Origin of the sequence: Aerococcus sp. Group 1 (assembly GCF_000193205.1) — a bacterium.
Taxonomy (GTDB): domain Bacteria; phylum Bacillota; class Bacilli; order Lactobacillales; family Aerococcaceae; genus Aerococcus; species Aerococcus urinae_A.
Genome location: NC_015278.1, coordinates 1,759,464 through 1,774,766 on the forward strand (window position 1 = coordinate 1,759,464; position 15,303 = coordinate 1,774,766).

Below are 15,303 nucleotides of genomic sequence, written 5' to 3' on the forward strand. Positions count from 1 at the left end.
GGCTTCACCTGTTTTTTAGTCCCATAATGGCTAAGTAGACCTCATCACTAGCAGCAGCCAGTTGCTGGTTGACTTGTCCGTAAAAATCAACAAATAAGCGGCCCAGCTGGCTAGGCGGGGTCACGCCCCAACCGGTTTCATTGGTCACCAGCCATAAACTGGCGGAAGTCTCTTGAGCCGCTAGAAGCAGATCAGCAACTTCTTGCTGGAAATAGTCAGAAATGGCTCTAATCTCTTCGGCTTTAAGATTAGCGATCTTCTGGTCAAAAGCTTCCGCTGCAGTACCCTGCTTTTCTAAATAAGCAAAGAAAAGGTTGGTTAACCACAAGGTCACACAATCGAGTAGGTAACCATCATAAGACTGGCTAGCTATCCATCCAGGCAAGTCTTTAAAACGTTCGACTGTATCAAAGCGTTCCGACCGCTTGGCTTGGTGGGCCAGGATACGTCGCTGCATCTCCTGATCGGTATGTTGGTTAGCCTGGGTGGCGATATAGCAAAGACGCTTAGCGGAAGAAGCCAAGGCCATCTCTTCGGCCAATTGGGTTTTACCGCTCTTGGCCGCTCCAGATATTAGAATAATTTTCCCCATCTTAAACCATCTCTCCCAGGTCATAAACTTCATCAAAATGCTCTTTTAGGAAGCTTCCCAATTGGTCTGTGCCTACTACAACTAGGGCGGTCGCTGGTCCAGCTGAATCTTGATGGATACTTAAGCCTTCCACTTGGGGGTTAGCCTTAAAGCTTAATTGATTACAGTCGGCTACCTGTCCTGCTTCATTCAGGGCTCCCTTAGACCCGATCGGACAAATCTCATGAACCAAGTCCGGACGACTCAGTAACAGGTCAATGTCCTGATAAGAAACGAGCTTATCCATCTCATCGAGGACGGCTTGGCCACAGCGGGGACGTTTTAATTGAAAGACCCGGTCACCACTCACAACCCGTCGAATCCACAGGCCCTTAGCGTTTTGTGCCTTTCCCATCAAAACGATCCCTAAAGCGGACATAGTGGTTAGCATATTCTCTTCAGTAGACCCATTGACTTGGATATGGGGAAAACCGGCCCGCTTGAGTTCCGCTTGAAAGCCTTCCTGATAGGCAAGTCCCGTGGGATTCATTTCATTATTAACCAAGTAAAATGCCAAGACCGGTTCCGCATTCACTGCTCGCAACTCAATCAAGGGCACCCGTAGGGCAGTTTGAGCAGTTAAGGGATTAGGAGAGGCTAATTGGTCATTAGCCTTCTCACCGATACTAGCTGAACTATCACAGGCAAAGACCAAGTAATCTTCTTCTGCTCTTTGCTTAGTGGGTCCAAGAGGAAACATTTCTTCGATAGAAAGCAAGGTTAAATCACGATATTTCAATAGACTACTCCTTAATTAAAAAGTGCAAAGTAAAAGACTCTTGTAAAGAATTTCCCTACAAAAGTTCTCAGCAATTACAAGATATAGTTCACTGCTTAGAATTATAGCACAAAATATAGGGCTGAGTTCATTTTTTAAAGCTTTAATGGAAACAATTGCTCGGCCTCAACAGGACCACCCTTTTTGATCAATAGCTTGGTCTTCAAGGTATCCCCCTCAAAATTTCTTTATTAATCAAAAAAATAATATCAAACTTTTAGAATTTCGATCACCTTTTATGTGAAATGCATATTAACACCCCAGGCTGGGATTTAGCTATACTCCTATACAAGTGAAAAAAGGAGATTTTGTAAATTAATTTTTAATTTTTAGGAGTGATAGATAATGAAAACATCCCTGATAGGCTACCCTCGTGTAGGACGACTTAGAGAACTAAAATTTGCCACTGAAAAATATTTCCGCCAAGAAATTACCGCTGGCGAGCTAGAAGCAACCGCCCAAGCTATCCGTAAAGACCAATGGCTTAAGCAAGCTCAAGCAGGCATTGACTTTATTCCTGTTAATGATTTTTCCTACTATGATAACCTCTTGGATGCTGCTTTCCAATTGAATATTATCCCTAAACGTTATCAAGATCTCGAGCTCTCTGCTCTCGATACTTATTTTGCCTTGGCTAAGGGCTATCAAGGACCAGCTGGAGACGTAAAAGCCCTAGCTATGAAGAAATGGTTTAATACCAACTACCACTACATTGTACCTGAGTTCGATAAGGACACTGAAATTCGCTTCCACACTGAACGATTAAAGGCAATTATTGAAGAAGCCAAAACCTTGAAAATTAACGGCAAGGTGGTCTTCCCTGGGCCCTTCACCCTTTTAAAACTCTCGCGTTACCGCGGTCAAAGCCAAGCCCAAGATTTTCTAACTGGTCTTATTATTGCCTACCAAGACCTCGTAAAACTGCTTAATAATGAAGAGGTCCAATGGTTGCAACTGGATGAGCCTTACCTAGTTCATGACTTAACTCATGAAGATATCAAACTATTCAAGGACCTCTACCAAGGCTTACTCAGCCAAAAAGACCAAGTTAAAGTCTTAGTAAACACTTACTTTGGTGACGTTAGAGATGTCTATCAAGAACTCACCCACTTAGCAATTGATGGGATCGGTTTAGACTTTATTGAAGGGAAGAAGAGCCAGGAATTGGTTGAACACTACGGCTTCCCTAAAGATAAAACCCTCTTTTTAGGTTTAGTGAACGGGAAAAATATTTGGCGCAATAACTACCAAAGTTCCCTAGTCCTGATTAAAGATCTTAAGAGCCAAGGAATTAACCTGGTCCTATCTACTTCCTGTTCCCTGCTTCATGTGCCTTATAGCTTGGATAATGAAAGTGCCCTACCGGAAAAATACCAAAAGCATTTTGCCTTTGCTGAAGAGAAGCTTGGCGAATTAAACGACCTCAGTCAATTAATTGATACAGATTATAACAAAGATCCTCGTTTCCAAGCCAACCAAGACTTATTTACTGACCGTCCTGACAGTTATGATCCTAAAGTTCAAGAGCGTCTAGCTGCTATCCCCAAAGAAGCCTACCAACGCTCAATACCTTTCGATGAAAGAGAAAAAGCGCAAAAAGCATTCTTTAACTTACCTCTCTTTCCAACAACAACTATCGGTTCTTTCCCTCAAACCAAGGAAGTTAAACTCAAGCGCAAGGCCTTTAAAAACGGTGAAATAAGCCAAGCGGACTATCAAAACTTCCTCAAAGAGAAAATTAAGGACTGCGTCCACCTGCAAGAAGACCTGGGTCTTGATGTTCTAGTCCACGGTGAATTTGAAAGAAATGACATGGTCGAATACTTTGGTGAACAGTTAAATGGAGTCTTATTCACTGAAAAAGCCTGGGTTCAGTCATATGGTACCCGCTGTGTCAAACCACCAATTATCTGGGGCGATGTATCACGGGCTCAATCAATGACTGTTTCCTGGTCAGTTTATGCCCAATCCCTCACCAAGAAACCAATGAAAGGGATGTTGACCGGTCCCGTAACTATCCTAAACTGGTCCTTCCCTCGAGAAGACATCAGCGTGAAAGACTCCACCTTGCAACTAGCTTTGGCTATCCGTGACGAAGTCCTTGATCTAGAGGCCAATGGTATCCGCATTATCCAAGTCGATGAAGCCGCCCTACGGGAGAAACTTCCCCTTCGTCAAAGTGACTGGTATACAGAATACCTCGACTGGGCCATTCCAGCCTTCCGCCTCGTTCACAGTGGCTGCCATAAGGAAACCCAGATCCACACCCATATGTGTTATAGCGAATTCACCGATATCATCCCAGCAATCGATGCCATGGATGCTGATGTCATTACCTTTGAGGCCTCACGTTCTAACTTAGAAATTCTGGATTCCTTAAAAGAAAATCATTTCACTACCGAAGTTGGTCCTGGTGTCTATGATATTCATTCCCCACGGATCCCTAGTGTCAGTGAAATTAAGGAAGCCTTGGATAAAATGCTTCAAAAAGTTAAGCCTGAAAAACTTTGGGTCAATCCCGATTGCGGTTTAAAGACCCGGGGTGAAAAAGAAACCCAAGCCAGTCTTAAGCACTTAGTTCAAGCAACAAAGGAGTTGCGTCATGAAAACCAAGGAATTGTTTAAGGGCAAGACCCTCTTCACTTATGAAGTCTTTCCGCCCAATGCTAAGTCATCCTCTGCCAGTATCTATAAAACCTTAGATGGTCTAAAAGAGCTTGATCCCGATGCCATCAGCGTGACCTGCGGAGCCTTAGGTAGTGATAACCGCCTAAAAAGTATCGAAATTGCCTCTTTGATCAAAAACTATGGGATTGAAAGTGTTATTCACCTGCCTTGCCTATATGAGACTCGGGCTAGTATCGATGAAAAATTAGCTGAATTAAAAGCAGCCAATATCGAAAATATCCTAGTCTTACGGGGTGACCCTAAACCTGGTCAAAGTCCTAAGGAAGACTTTCCCTATGCAGCTGACCTTATTCGCTACATCAAGTCAAAAGAGGACTTTAACCTCATTGCCGCCTGCTACCCAGAAGGCCACGTGGATGCCCCCGACCCCATTACCGATATCCGCTATCTTAAAGAAAAAGTCGATGCCGGTAGTGACCAATTAATTAGCCAACTCTTCCTAGATAATGATTATTTTTATCGTTTCCTAGAACGGGCTGATTTAGCGGGCATCGATGTTCCTATTGAAGCTGGCATCATGCCAGTCACCAATAAAAAGCAAATTGAAAGCATGGCTCGGATTTGTGGCGTACAAATCCCCGATAAATTCCGCCGCGCTATGGAGAAATACCAAGACAACCCCCTAGCTCTACGCGATGCCGGTCTGGCCTATGCCATTGATCAAATCGTTGACCTGATTAGCCATGGCGTGGATGGGATCCACCTCTACACCATGAATAATCCCTACGTCGCTCGTTACATCTACCAAGCCGTTAAAAATTTATTATAGATACTAAAAAGCCCTCCTGGCTCAACAAAAGAGCTAGGAGGGCTTAGTTATTGTTTTTTATTTAATTAAGGTACCATTTTGACCTTTAATACCTTCTTCAGCTTTTTCTAAGGAGGTGATAATGGCTTGATTACCTGGTTTTGATTCCACAAAGCCTAGGGCAGCCTCAATTTTTGGCTTCATTGAGCCTTCAGCAAACTCACCGGCTTCAGTATACTCTTTGGCTTGGTCGACAGTCAATTCATCCAGCCATTCTTCATTTTCTTTACCAAAGTGGATTGCCACTTTTTCTACCGCGGTTAAAATAATCAACAAATCAGCTTCAACGAGTTCAGCTAATTTAGCGCTTGAAAAATCTTTATCAATGACAGCTGGAACCCCGTCATAACCGTCTTCTGCTTCAACTACTGGTATGCCACCACCACCGGCAGCAACAATAATGTTACCTTGGTCAAAAGCATCTTGGATAAAATCCTTTTCAACAATATCAATAGGCTTAGGTGACGCCACCACCCGACGATAACCCCGACCTGCATCTTCTTTCACTGCAAATCCTTTGTCACTTAGGGCTTGAGCTTCCTCTTCACTATAGAAAGCGCCAATCGGTTTAGTTGGATTATCAAAGGCTGGATCATCCTTATCTACCACAACTTGAGTAATCACTGATGCAACAGCTTTGTCAACACCACGTTTATTTAACTCATTTTCAATGGCATTTTGCAAATGAAAGCCAATATAACCTTGACTCATAGCCCCACATTCAGGGAATGGCATTTCAGGTGTGCCGGCATCACTTTTTGCAGAAACGTCCATAGCAAGGTTAATCATACCAACTTGCGGTCCATTTCCATGGGAAACGATAATTTCATTGCCCGCTTCAATTAAATCAACAATGGATTGGGCAGTTGTTTTTACTGCTTCTTTTTGTTCATTTGGAGTACTTCCTAGGGCGTTACCACCCAAAGCTAATACTATCTTACTCATATTTTTCCTCCATTCTATTAAGACTCTTCCCTTTCAGTCCCTTTTTCAAAAAATTTCAGATGTGTTAATGCTTAAGTTACAAAGCGCTAATCTTCCAACTCAGTAGCTGCCTTTACGACTTAAAGGGCACTACCAATATTCCGTAAGAAGTCTTGAACGTTGGTGACAATAGAAACTGCAGTTAGAGAGCCACGGTCAGCCAATTTATCTACCGCAAATTCTTGGACGTCAACGGTATATAAGAATACCGGTCTGACTGTATCACCAAAACGGTTGTAGGAAGGCGTCATATTCCCAGTTGCAATGGTGAAGAGAATCGCTGACATAGCAATCATGGTTGAAGTTTTACGCATGTGAGAACGCATTTCATTTTGGGCATCATAGACATTATCGATGCTTTCAGGTAAACCGAAACGGTCACGGATGGTTCCAGCTAAAACAACTGGTACATCTTGTTCAATAGCTGCCTTCATGAAGCCATCTTTAACTTCACCAGATTCAACTAATTTCTTAGTTGAGCCATAGCGGCGAGCGCGGTTGATAGTGGCATACATATTGTGGTAGGTATTCTGTTCTTGGGTAAAGGTTTCTTGGCCCCAAGTGGTATCAAACATGCCTTGCTCTAAGTCAAAGGCAGCAGTTTCTGTCCCACAGAAGACGGCATTAACATAGCCTTCATTAATAATCTTGGCTAAAGCATCACGGGAATCACGGTCTAAAACTGTAGCAGTTCCTAAAATTAAGGTCACATAACCATGTTCAGCTTCCCGCTCATGCTCTAAGAGTTCATAGAGATTGTCATAATCCATAGAAAAAGCAGTCTCACGAGAACGCCCTTCACGGAAGGCAAAAGTATCCGCATCAACAGCTGCTTCTTGGAAACCTTCAGTCCAAACATAGATCCCTTCGGAAGCATCTTCTGTCCGTCCAACAACGACCTTATCACCCTTCTTAAGGTTTCTAAACTCGATTACATCGATATATTCCTTACCAGGTTCATCATGGGCCACTGCGACGGTGTCCATTCGGGATTGCTCAGCCAATACCCATTTGTCATTGATTTTAAAATATTCTGGATAAATGGATAAGGCATGGTAGTTTCTAGGACTAAGACCATCTTCTACTACTTCAACTAACTTAGCATTGGGTGCGTTTTTCAAAAATTCTTGGTCAAAATCTGGATGATGAAATTTAGCAATCTTAAATGTCATTTTCCAACTCTCCCTTCGCTGCGTCTTCATTGTTTTCTACTTCAACAGTTTCGTACTCCTCGTCTTCAACAGCCTTAGCCATTTCTCCTTGGGCAGGTGTTACTAAAGCTTTTTCACAGGCGACACAGAAGTCTTGAACGTTAGTCACCATTGGGTGGTAAGCCATGTATTCTCTGGCAGCCCCAACCTTGTTCACCACGTTTTCAGTGATATCAATGGTATAGAAATAAACGGGGCGAACCTTACCATCATCGCCCACTTTGTAGCTTGAAGCCAAGGAGGCTACTGAATTCGAATGCAACATGGTCGCAATACAAATAATCAGAGTTGCTTCATTTAAAATTTTCTTAGTTTCAGTCAGAGCCTGGCTGGTTGAGCCAATCACTTCTGGTAGTGGACCATCATCACGAATGGAACCAGACAGAACAATTGGAATATCCATCTCGGTTAGGGCTTTAATAATTCCGTCCTTAACGTTACCGGCATCATTAAAGTTTTTAATCGATCCTGCTGTCCGGACTTCATTTAAGAGGTCTAAGTGGTTGTAGTGTCCCATTGGTGCATTTTCTTGGGTATAAATATTTTGCCCCAGAGCAGTATTTAAGAAACCACCTTCCAGGTCATGGGTGGTCATGGCGTTCCCACCTAAGAGACTATGAATATAGCCATTTTCAGCTAGGTGAACTAAGGCGTTCCGAGTGTCGTGGTCGAAAACAACTGCTGGCCCCAATACCCAGGAAATATGACCGCCATTATTCTTCTCATGTTCCATAATGTCAAAAAGTTTGTCGTAGTCTTGTGAGAATGAGGTTTCTACTGAAACACTACGTTGGGAATAAATGTCTTCTGGAAAGCCTTCTTTATAAACTAAGATGCCTTGTGACCCATCAGTGGTCGATCCAGAAATAATTTTGTCACCGGCTTTCACATCACGCATCTCCCGAATAACAATATCATCATCTTCAACTACTGCCACACAGTTTAATGAGTTATATTTAGGTAAAATCCATTCTTCCCCTAACTTATAAAAGGTTGGTAAATGGGTGGTTAAATAAAAGCTATCAGGTAAAACGCCATCACTTTCAGCTTCCTCGTAAGTCACACTTGGCATTTCTTGATATTTTGCTTCTTGGAAATCAGGAAATTTTAATTCTGGTATCTTATAAGCCATTATCTCTTCCTCCTTGTTAATTTTAACGATGTCTTTTTACTTTAATTATCTTGCTTGCCATTCTCCTGCTGGTAGTCAATGTGAACTAGCCGATCACCACCCTTTGCTTGACTAAGTTCTATGTTGGTAAATGCTGGTAGTTGATCATTAAGACGTAGTTGGGCAATTGGCGTAGTGATTTCACTCTCCATCAATTGGGAGAGATCATTGGCACTATGACGATCTAAGTCATTCACCAAATAATTCGCCAAGCTCTTGACTAATTCATCTTGATAGCTTAGTTTAATCTGATTATCTTTTAGGAGTTTGGCTAAGCGATCCAACTCTAATTGAATAAGAGCTTCCATCTCACTTTTATCAAATAGCTGTAAGTAGTAAACGGCATCAAAATCACTTAGCGATTGTCCATTCACCCGCTTGCTTACTTGTTTTTGATAATCCGCATTCCCATCTAAAGTCAGGGTAGCGATAATCACTGTGTTAGAGAAATCAACATCCCGACTTTTATTGTCGCGAATTTGACCACTAGCAACTATTTGCTTGATCAAAGCAAAGATATCCGGATGGGCATAGTCAATATTTTCTAACAAAACAACTGAATAGGGGCGGGTTCGAATTTGTTCAGTTAAATGGTTATTCGATTCATAACCAATATAACCTGGTGGTGATCCAATCAATTTGGTATTGGAAGAGGCATCTCTAAATTCACTCATGTCTAAAGCGATAAGATGTTCTTCACCTCCAAATAGCGCCTGAGCAATTAATCTTGCCAGATAGGTTTTTCCGGTCCCCGACTCCCCTGCTAGTATCAAAGAAAGCAAGGGCTTGGCTTGATTAAATAAGCCCGACCGACTCTGGGTAACCAGACTAATGATTTTGTCGATTAAATCATCTGCACCAACAAAATTTTCCCGCAGGTCACTTTCAATTTTAGCAATTTGAGCAGCAGGATCTGATTCCATTTCTGCTTTAGGCATATGGGCTAACTGGGCAACAACTTCGTGAATTTCATTGATTCCCACATCTGCCGATACATTATAGTAGGGAGTACTTTGTTCAAGTTCTTCTAAATCGGCCTTGGTACTTTTCTCTTCAGCTAAATAAGCACTCATTTTATCTAGATCCCGCTCATATTGGGCTTCCATTTTTTGTTGGTTCAGGGTTTCTAACTCACCCTTCAAGCGAGTGATTTCTTGGATGCGGTCTTTTTCTTTATGGTAATTCGCTAATTCTTGGTCGAGTAGCTTTTCTTGCTCAGCTACCTGTTCCATTAATTCTTTGAAACGGTATTGGCTGACCTGATCACTTTCATTTTTTAAGCGGGCCGCTTCAGTTTCCATTTTATTGAGTTCAGCCTCAAGATCTTGAATCTTTTCAGGCAATTCATCCGTATACATTCTCACCATGGCCGAAGCTTCATCCAGAATATCGACAGCGACATCAGGCAACTTGCGGTTGGGTAGGTAACGTTTAGACAAACGGACAGCTTCCACTAAGGCAGGGTCTTTAATATTGACCTGGTGGAAAGATTCATATTTAGACTGGATTCCTCGCAAAATGGACAAGGTGGCCGCTTCTGAAGGTTCTTCAATGAGCACCTTTTGAAAACGTCGGTCTAGCGCCAGGTCTTTTTCGATGTAGAGTTTATACTCATCGGTCGTTGTCGCACCAATAGTCAAAATCTCTCCCCGCGCTAACATAGGTTTAAGGATGTTTGAGGTATCCATGGACCCTGAACTATTTCCAGCGCCAACAATATTATGAAGTTCATCAATAAAGAGAATGATGCGTCCCTTAGAATCCTTGATGATACCAAGGACTTCTTCCAAGCGCTCCTCAAAGTCACCCCGATATTTAGCTCCTGAAATTAGGGAGGTAATATTTAAGGCAAAAATAATTCGATTCTTTAACTTATCTGGCACTCGGCCTTGAACAATCCGTTGAGCTAAACCCTCAACAATAGCAGTCTTCCCTACGCCCGCCTCCCCAATCAACACAGGGTTGTTTTTTATCCGCCGGGATAGGATTCGAATCACGCTACGCGTTTCCTGATCACGGCCAATAATGGGGTCAAGGCGACCTTCAATAGCTTCTTGGGTAAGATTACGTCCGTACTTGAGTAATTGTTTCAAGTCTGCCTTAGAAATACCTTCTTGAAACTTATCAGTCTCTCTTTTAGCCATAGCCTGTTCATAGAAGTCGGCAGTGATCTCAAAGAGGGCTAATAATTTAGCACTAGCAAAATCTTCGTCTTTCATTAGTGCTAAGAAAAGATGGTCTAAGGACACCCGGCTTTCAAACTGGGCACGCGACACTTGCTCGCTAATCAAAAGCAAACGCTGGTAATTTCGGCTAATGTAAAGATTTTTAACCCCTTTAGGGCTCCGTAATTTATCCACTGCGGTATCCACTTGTTCTTTGAGTGGCCCCAGAATGATTCCCTGGTCGGTCAATAATTTAATCACCGAATTTTCATCTTGGTCTAAAATCGCCTTGAGCAAATGGAGTTCAGTGACTTCGCTGTGCTTTTTATTTATGGCTAAGTTTTGTGCTTCTTTAAGCACCTGCATGGCTTCCTGAGAATACTTTTCTGTGTTCATTTCCTCCCTCCTTTCTACATTTCTTACTAAGCTAAATTACTCGTTTATTTATAATTTACTATAAAAATATATTTTTATTAAGCGATTTCATTTTAACTTTCTCCTAGTTCGCTTTTATTAAGGCTATTTATATACAAAAGACAATATTTCTTATTCTTTTTTACTTTATCCAAAGTAAGAGAAAGTATAGTTTCTTAACTAAATTTAACGATACACATTACTTATCTTTTTTGGCACCAGGGAAATATTTAGGGTTTGTAAAGAAGTCATCTGTCAATTCTCTGACTTCACCACTGAGCATAATCATCCCTATCATATTTACAAAGACTACTAAACCTAGGGTGAAATCTAAGAATACTCCAGCCCCTTCAAAAGTTACAAAACCGCCTAGTAGAACCATAAAGCAAGCTAAGAAACGCATTAATTTACCAAAGTGGAGTCCAAATAGATATTCACCTAATCTTTCTGCATAGAAGACAATAACGATAACCGTTGAAATAACAAACATAAATAAGGAAATAGCTATGATAACTGTACCAATACTACCAAAAGCGTTGTTAAATGCTCTTTCGACCGCAATATCTTTGAGAGCGGGATTCTTATAATTTCCAGAAAGCATCACCACTAAAACAGAAATGGTACATACCATTAAGGTAGTAGAAACGACTTCAAAGATCCCCCACAGTCCCTGACGTACGGGATGGTCAGTAACGGCGGTAGCATGCGCATAAGCAGCTGAACCCATACCAGCTTCATTAGAATATGAACCGCGTGCAGCACCTGCTTTAAACATTTCTAAAAAGGCTCCCCATGCGCCACCTGTAATCGCAGCCTGTGGATTAAAGGCACTTGAAAAGATGGCAGAAACAGCATCAGGCAAATTCTGAATATTCATAAAAATAACAACCAGACCACAAATCACGTATAAACCAGCCATAAAGGGCACTAATTTCTCAGTAATTTGTCCGATCCGTTGAATACCACCATAAACAACTAGTACGACTAAAACAGTTATCGCAGCAGCAGATATAGGACGAGAAAGTCCTAATTGTTCTAGCGGTGCTGTAGCAGAAATCGTTTGAACTGTAATTGACGGTAAAATTTCTAACATGAAGAAGAATGCAACCAAAAAGCCCATGATTTTACCAAGGTTCCCTTTAATACCATTTTTAAAGGTATAGGCTGCACCCCCGACATAATCTCCTTCTTCATTAACTTCCCGATATTTAATCCCCAGAACAATTTCTGAAAACTTAGTGGCTTGACCAATAATACCTGCTACCCACATCCAAACAATTGCACCAGGTCCAGCAGTAAATATAATCGCCGGCGCAACCACAATGTTAGCCGCTCCGATTGAAGATGCTAAGGCTGCCGATGCTGCTTGGAAGGGACTTACTGAACCTTCACCACCTACATCCGAGTCAAACATTTTTCCAAATGTTTGCTTCATCGCATAACCAAAGTGTCGAATTTGAATAAAACGAGTTTGGTAACCAAGTATTAATCCCCCAGTAATTAGTACAATTAATATAGGCCAGTTCCAAACCCAATTGGTAAATTGAGTAATCATTTCAATAAAATTCATTTTAACCACCTCTAAATATTGGTTTTTATATTAAGGAATTGTTAATCAATAATAGCTAGAGATAGCAATTAATAAAATAAGCCGGATAGTAGAAAAGCTTTTTAGTTAAATGTCTGTCGCTAAAAGCTTTCCCCTCCGGCCTATTAATTGAATAGATAACACTAGTTTCAAACCTTACCTTGACTTCATTTCCTATTCTTAATCTTTTCAACTAGGCTAGTGATGAGTTGTGGGAAACATCACTAGCCTCTTTCAAATGATTATTTAAGTGAGCAAGAAGCCGACTAATATTATCTTAGCCGTAGACAATCTGATCCTTTGAAATATATAAGATACTATTTCCATTCAACTAAGTGTTATCCGTAACAATTACCTTATTAAGTTATGATAATGTTGCATAAACAATAGCTTTAATTGTATGCATTCTATTTTCAGCTTGTTCAAAGACATAGGATTGTTCAGATTCAAAGACTTCGTCGCTAACTTCCATTTCAGTTAAGCCAAATTTCTTAGCAATTTCTTGGCCTACTGTTGTCTTTTCATCGTGGAAGGCTGGTAAGCAGTGTAAGAAAATAGCAGTTGGTTTTGCATTTTCCATGGCTTTTTTATTTACTTGATAATCTTTTAGTAAAGAAATTCTCTCTTCCCAAACTTCGTCTGGTTCACCCATTGAAACCCATACGTCAGTGTAGAGAACATCAGCATCTTTAGTCCCTTCTTCAACATTGTCAGTCACAGTAACAGTTGAGAAGTTTTCTTTAGCAATTTCTTCACACATTTCCACTAACTTAGGATCTGGAGCGAGTTCTTTAGGAGAGCAAGCAACGAAGTTTACCCCCAATTTAGCACAGACAACCATTAAGGAATTTGCCATATTGTTACGAGCATCGCCCATATATACAAATTTTAGACCTTTTAAGTGGCCGTAATGTTCTTCAACAGTTAACATATCAGCTAACATTTGGGTTGGATGCCATTCATCAGTTAATCCGTTCCATACCGGAACACCTGCATATTCAGCTAATTCTTCAACAACGTCTTGGCTAAAGCCACGGTATTCAATCCCATCATACATACGGCCAAGCACACGGGCGGTATCAGCGATGGATTCCTTATGTCCCATTTGGGAGCTATTAGCATCTAAGAAAGTCACGCCCATACCAAGGTCATAACCAGCAACTTCAAAAGCACAACGAGTCCGTGTAGATGTTTTTTCAAACAAGAGAACAATATTTTTACCTGTTAGGTATTTGTGAGGAACGCCAGCTCGCTTCATGTCTTTAAAGTTCTTTGAAAGATCTAATAAGTGACGAATATCACGACTGGTGAAATCAATTAATTTTAGATAACTTTTACCACGAAAGTTTTTTGCCATGAGATATTTCCTCCTAAAAATTAATGTCATTATTGCTATTACAAAAGTTCGAACTTTTTTAATTACAACTATGTTGTAATCGCTTACAGCACTATTATAGCAGCTCACTTTTTTAATCTAGGACATCTTAGGTAAGAAATGTTGTTTCTCGTTTCTTATAATGCTTTCAAATAAAATATCCAAACTTAGTCACCGTCTCTTTTGAATTTTATTCAAGCAATTATATGGTAAAATAAACATAAGAGTGAAGAAGTTAAAAAGGTTGTGAATGTCATGCAAGGTCCTATTAATATCCAAGAACCTTCTCCCAATAATATTGATGATAACTTTATTGCATCATTAGATATTGAAAGCGACAGTTCTCCGACAAAGGCATTAATCCATAAAGAAGCTCGTTTTTTATTTATCCTATCCGGCAAAGGAAAATAAAAATTCAAAACGAGGTTCATACGATGAAAAGAGGCAAGATTATTTCACTCTTACCTTGGCAAATTTCAGAAATTATTGAGGTCGATGAAAAAGTCACTTATTATCTATTAATTTATCGATTTGAACTCATTGAATTTATCTTAAAGGAACAGTTAAGTGATGCAAATGAAGGTCAAGATATCGTTGACTTACTTTATCAACAACATTCAATCCAAGTCGATAAAGATGACAGTCATGTCTTCCAAAGGGCGATCCATTCCTTAAGAGATGAGATTGGCTTACGCACTGCCTCAATCAATCGGCACACAAAGCCCCTATCTTCAATGTGGATTGTCATCCAATTAGCAGAAATTATCATTTCTTACCTACGACAAATTTCTAACAATAAGACCCAAAGTATTTGTAGCGAAGAAATTTTCCGCTATATGTACCTACACTCTTCTGAAGATATCTCATTAAATAAGCTCTCAGAAATTTTCTTTCTATCAAAATCGACAATTTCAAAGTATATCAAGAAATTAACTGGTCTAGGCTTCTATAGCCTGCTCGATGAAATGCGTTTATCTAAAGCCCAGTACTTATTACTCCATACCGATCTCAGCTTGACCCAAATTGCTGATACTTTAAACTTTAGTGATAAGTCCCGGCTATCCAAACTATTTAGCCAACACCACGGCATAAATAGTAGCCATTTCAAAGCCACCTATAAAAAAGGAGACAAACAAATACCTAGCCGCCTAAGCCCGCGAGACCTTAAATTAATCAATTACCTGTATGAAAACTATGCCGAAGACATTACCATTGATCAACTGTCGAAGATATTTGATAGTAATCCTAAAGATATTAATTCTATGCTTAATTATTTTGTTGAAGATAATTTTTCAAATTTCTTGAATCAATTACGCGTCAATAAAGCTTGTGACTTACTTATTAAAACTGACCTAAGCATTATTGATATCGCCTATCAAGTCGGTTTTAATTCCAGCAAGACCCTGACCCGAAATTTTAAAAAGATTTTACAAATATCCCCCAGTGCATTTCGTAAGTTAAATCCTAAAGAACAAATCCGTTATTGAAAA

The 15,303-nt window shown here is 40.5% G+C and carries 12 protein-coding genes; 4 read left to right on the forward strand and 8 right to left on the reverse strand.

Going from position 1 to position 15,303, the window contains the following annotated elements; translation table 11 throughout:
- Positions 1–4 precede the first annotated feature (4 nt).
- Positions 5–592, reverse strand: coding sequence for a bifunctional adenosylcobinamide kinase/adenosylcobinamide-phosphate guanylyltransferase (locus HMPREF9243_RS08255; protein ID WP_013669642.1), 588 nt, complete (start codon positions 590–592; stop codon positions 5–7).
- Between the two features lies 1 nt (position 593).
- Positions 594–1,370 (reverse strand): hypothetical protein, encoded by a 777-nt coding sequence (locus HMPREF9243_RS08260; protein ID WP_013668459.1) that lies wholly within the window; start codon positions 1,368–1,370, stop codon positions 594–596.
- Positions 1,371–1,754: 384 nt separating this feature from the next.
- On the opposite strand from HMPREF9243_RS08260, the gene metE reads away from it, so the two are divergent.
- Entirely contained in the window at positions 1,755–4,034 is a 2,280-nt protein-coding gene (gene metE / locus HMPREF9243_RS08265) for a 5-methyltetrahydropteroyltriglutamate--homocysteine S-methyltransferase (protein ID WP_013668918.1), read from the forward strand.
- Positions 4,012–4,866 carry a methylenetetrahydrofolate reductase [NAD(P)H] gene (metF, locus tag HMPREF9243_RS08270; protein WP_013668737.1) on the forward strand — a complete coding sequence of 285 codons (855 nt, stop codon included), beginning with the start codon at positions 4,012–4,014 and terminating at the stop codon, positions 4,864–4,866. The genes metE and metF overlap by 23 nt, the downstream gene beginning before the upstream one ends.
- Positions 4,867–4,923: 57 nt before the next feature.
- Here metF and arcC read toward each other — a convergent pair whose 3' ends face one another.
- The 6 genes from arcC to argF all read right to left on the reverse strand — a co-directional run bounded on the left by arcC (position 4,924) and on the right by argF (position 13,795).
- Positions 4,924–5,850, reverse strand: coding sequence for a carbamate kinase (arcC, locus tag HMPREF9243_RS08275; RefSeq protein WP_013669650.1), 927 nt, complete (start codon positions 5,848–5,850; stop codon positions 4,924–4,926).
- A gap of 119 nt (positions 5,851–5,969) precedes the next feature.
- Positions 5,970–7,061, reverse strand: a complete 1,092-nt coding sequence (locus HMPREF9243_RS08280) for a hypothetical protein (protein WP_013668557.1) — start codon at positions 7,059–7,061, stop codon at positions 5,970–5,972.
- Positions 7,051–8,232, reverse strand: a complete 1,182-nt coding sequence (locus HMPREF9243_RS08285) for a hypothetical protein (protein WP_013669438.1) — start codon at positions 8,230–8,232, stop codon at positions 7,051–7,053. Before HMPREF9243_RS08285 ends, HMPREF9243_RS08280 begins: the two co-directional genes overlap by 11 nt.
- 41 nt (positions 8,233–8,273) lie before the next feature.
- Positions 8,274–10,832, reverse strand: coding sequence for an ATP-dependent Clp protease ATP-binding subunit (locus HMPREF9243_RS08290; protein ID WP_013669128.1), 2,559 nt, complete (start codon positions 10,830–10,832; stop codon positions 8,274–8,276).
- Between the two features lie 217 nt (positions 10,833–11,049).
- Positions 11,050–12,420, reverse strand: a complete 1,371-nt coding sequence (locus tag HMPREF9243_RS08295; protein ID WP_013669755.1) for a sodium:alanine symporter family protein — start codon at positions 12,418–12,420, stop codon at positions 11,050–11,052.
- Between the two features lie 382 nt (positions 12,421–12,802).
- Positions 12,803–13,795 carry an ornithine carbamoyltransferase gene (gene argF / locus HMPREF9243_RS08300; RefSeq protein ID WP_013669249.1) on the reverse strand — a complete coding sequence of 331 codons (993 nt, stop codon included), beginning with the start codon at positions 13,793–13,795 and terminating at the stop codon, positions 12,803–12,805.
- Between the two features lie 264 nt (positions 13,796–14,059).
- On the opposite strand from argF, the gene HMPREF9243_RS10525 reads away from it, so the two are divergent.
- Together HMPREF9243_RS10525 and HMPREF9243_RS08305 are read left to right on the forward strand one after the other, a co-directional pair.
- Positions 14,060–14,224, forward strand: a complete 165-nt coding sequence (locus HMPREF9243_RS10525; RefSeq protein ID WP_155812008.1) for a hypothetical protein — start codon at positions 14,060–14,062, stop codon at positions 14,222–14,224.
- A gap of 23 nt (positions 14,225–14,247) precedes the next feature.
- A complete protein-coding gene (locus HMPREF9243_RS08305; RefSeq protein WP_013668994.1) occupies positions 14,248–15,300 on the forward strand; it encodes a helix-turn-helix domain-containing protein in 1,053 nt (350 codons plus the stop codon).
- The last annotated feature ends 3 nt before the right edge of the window (positions 15,301–15,303 follow it).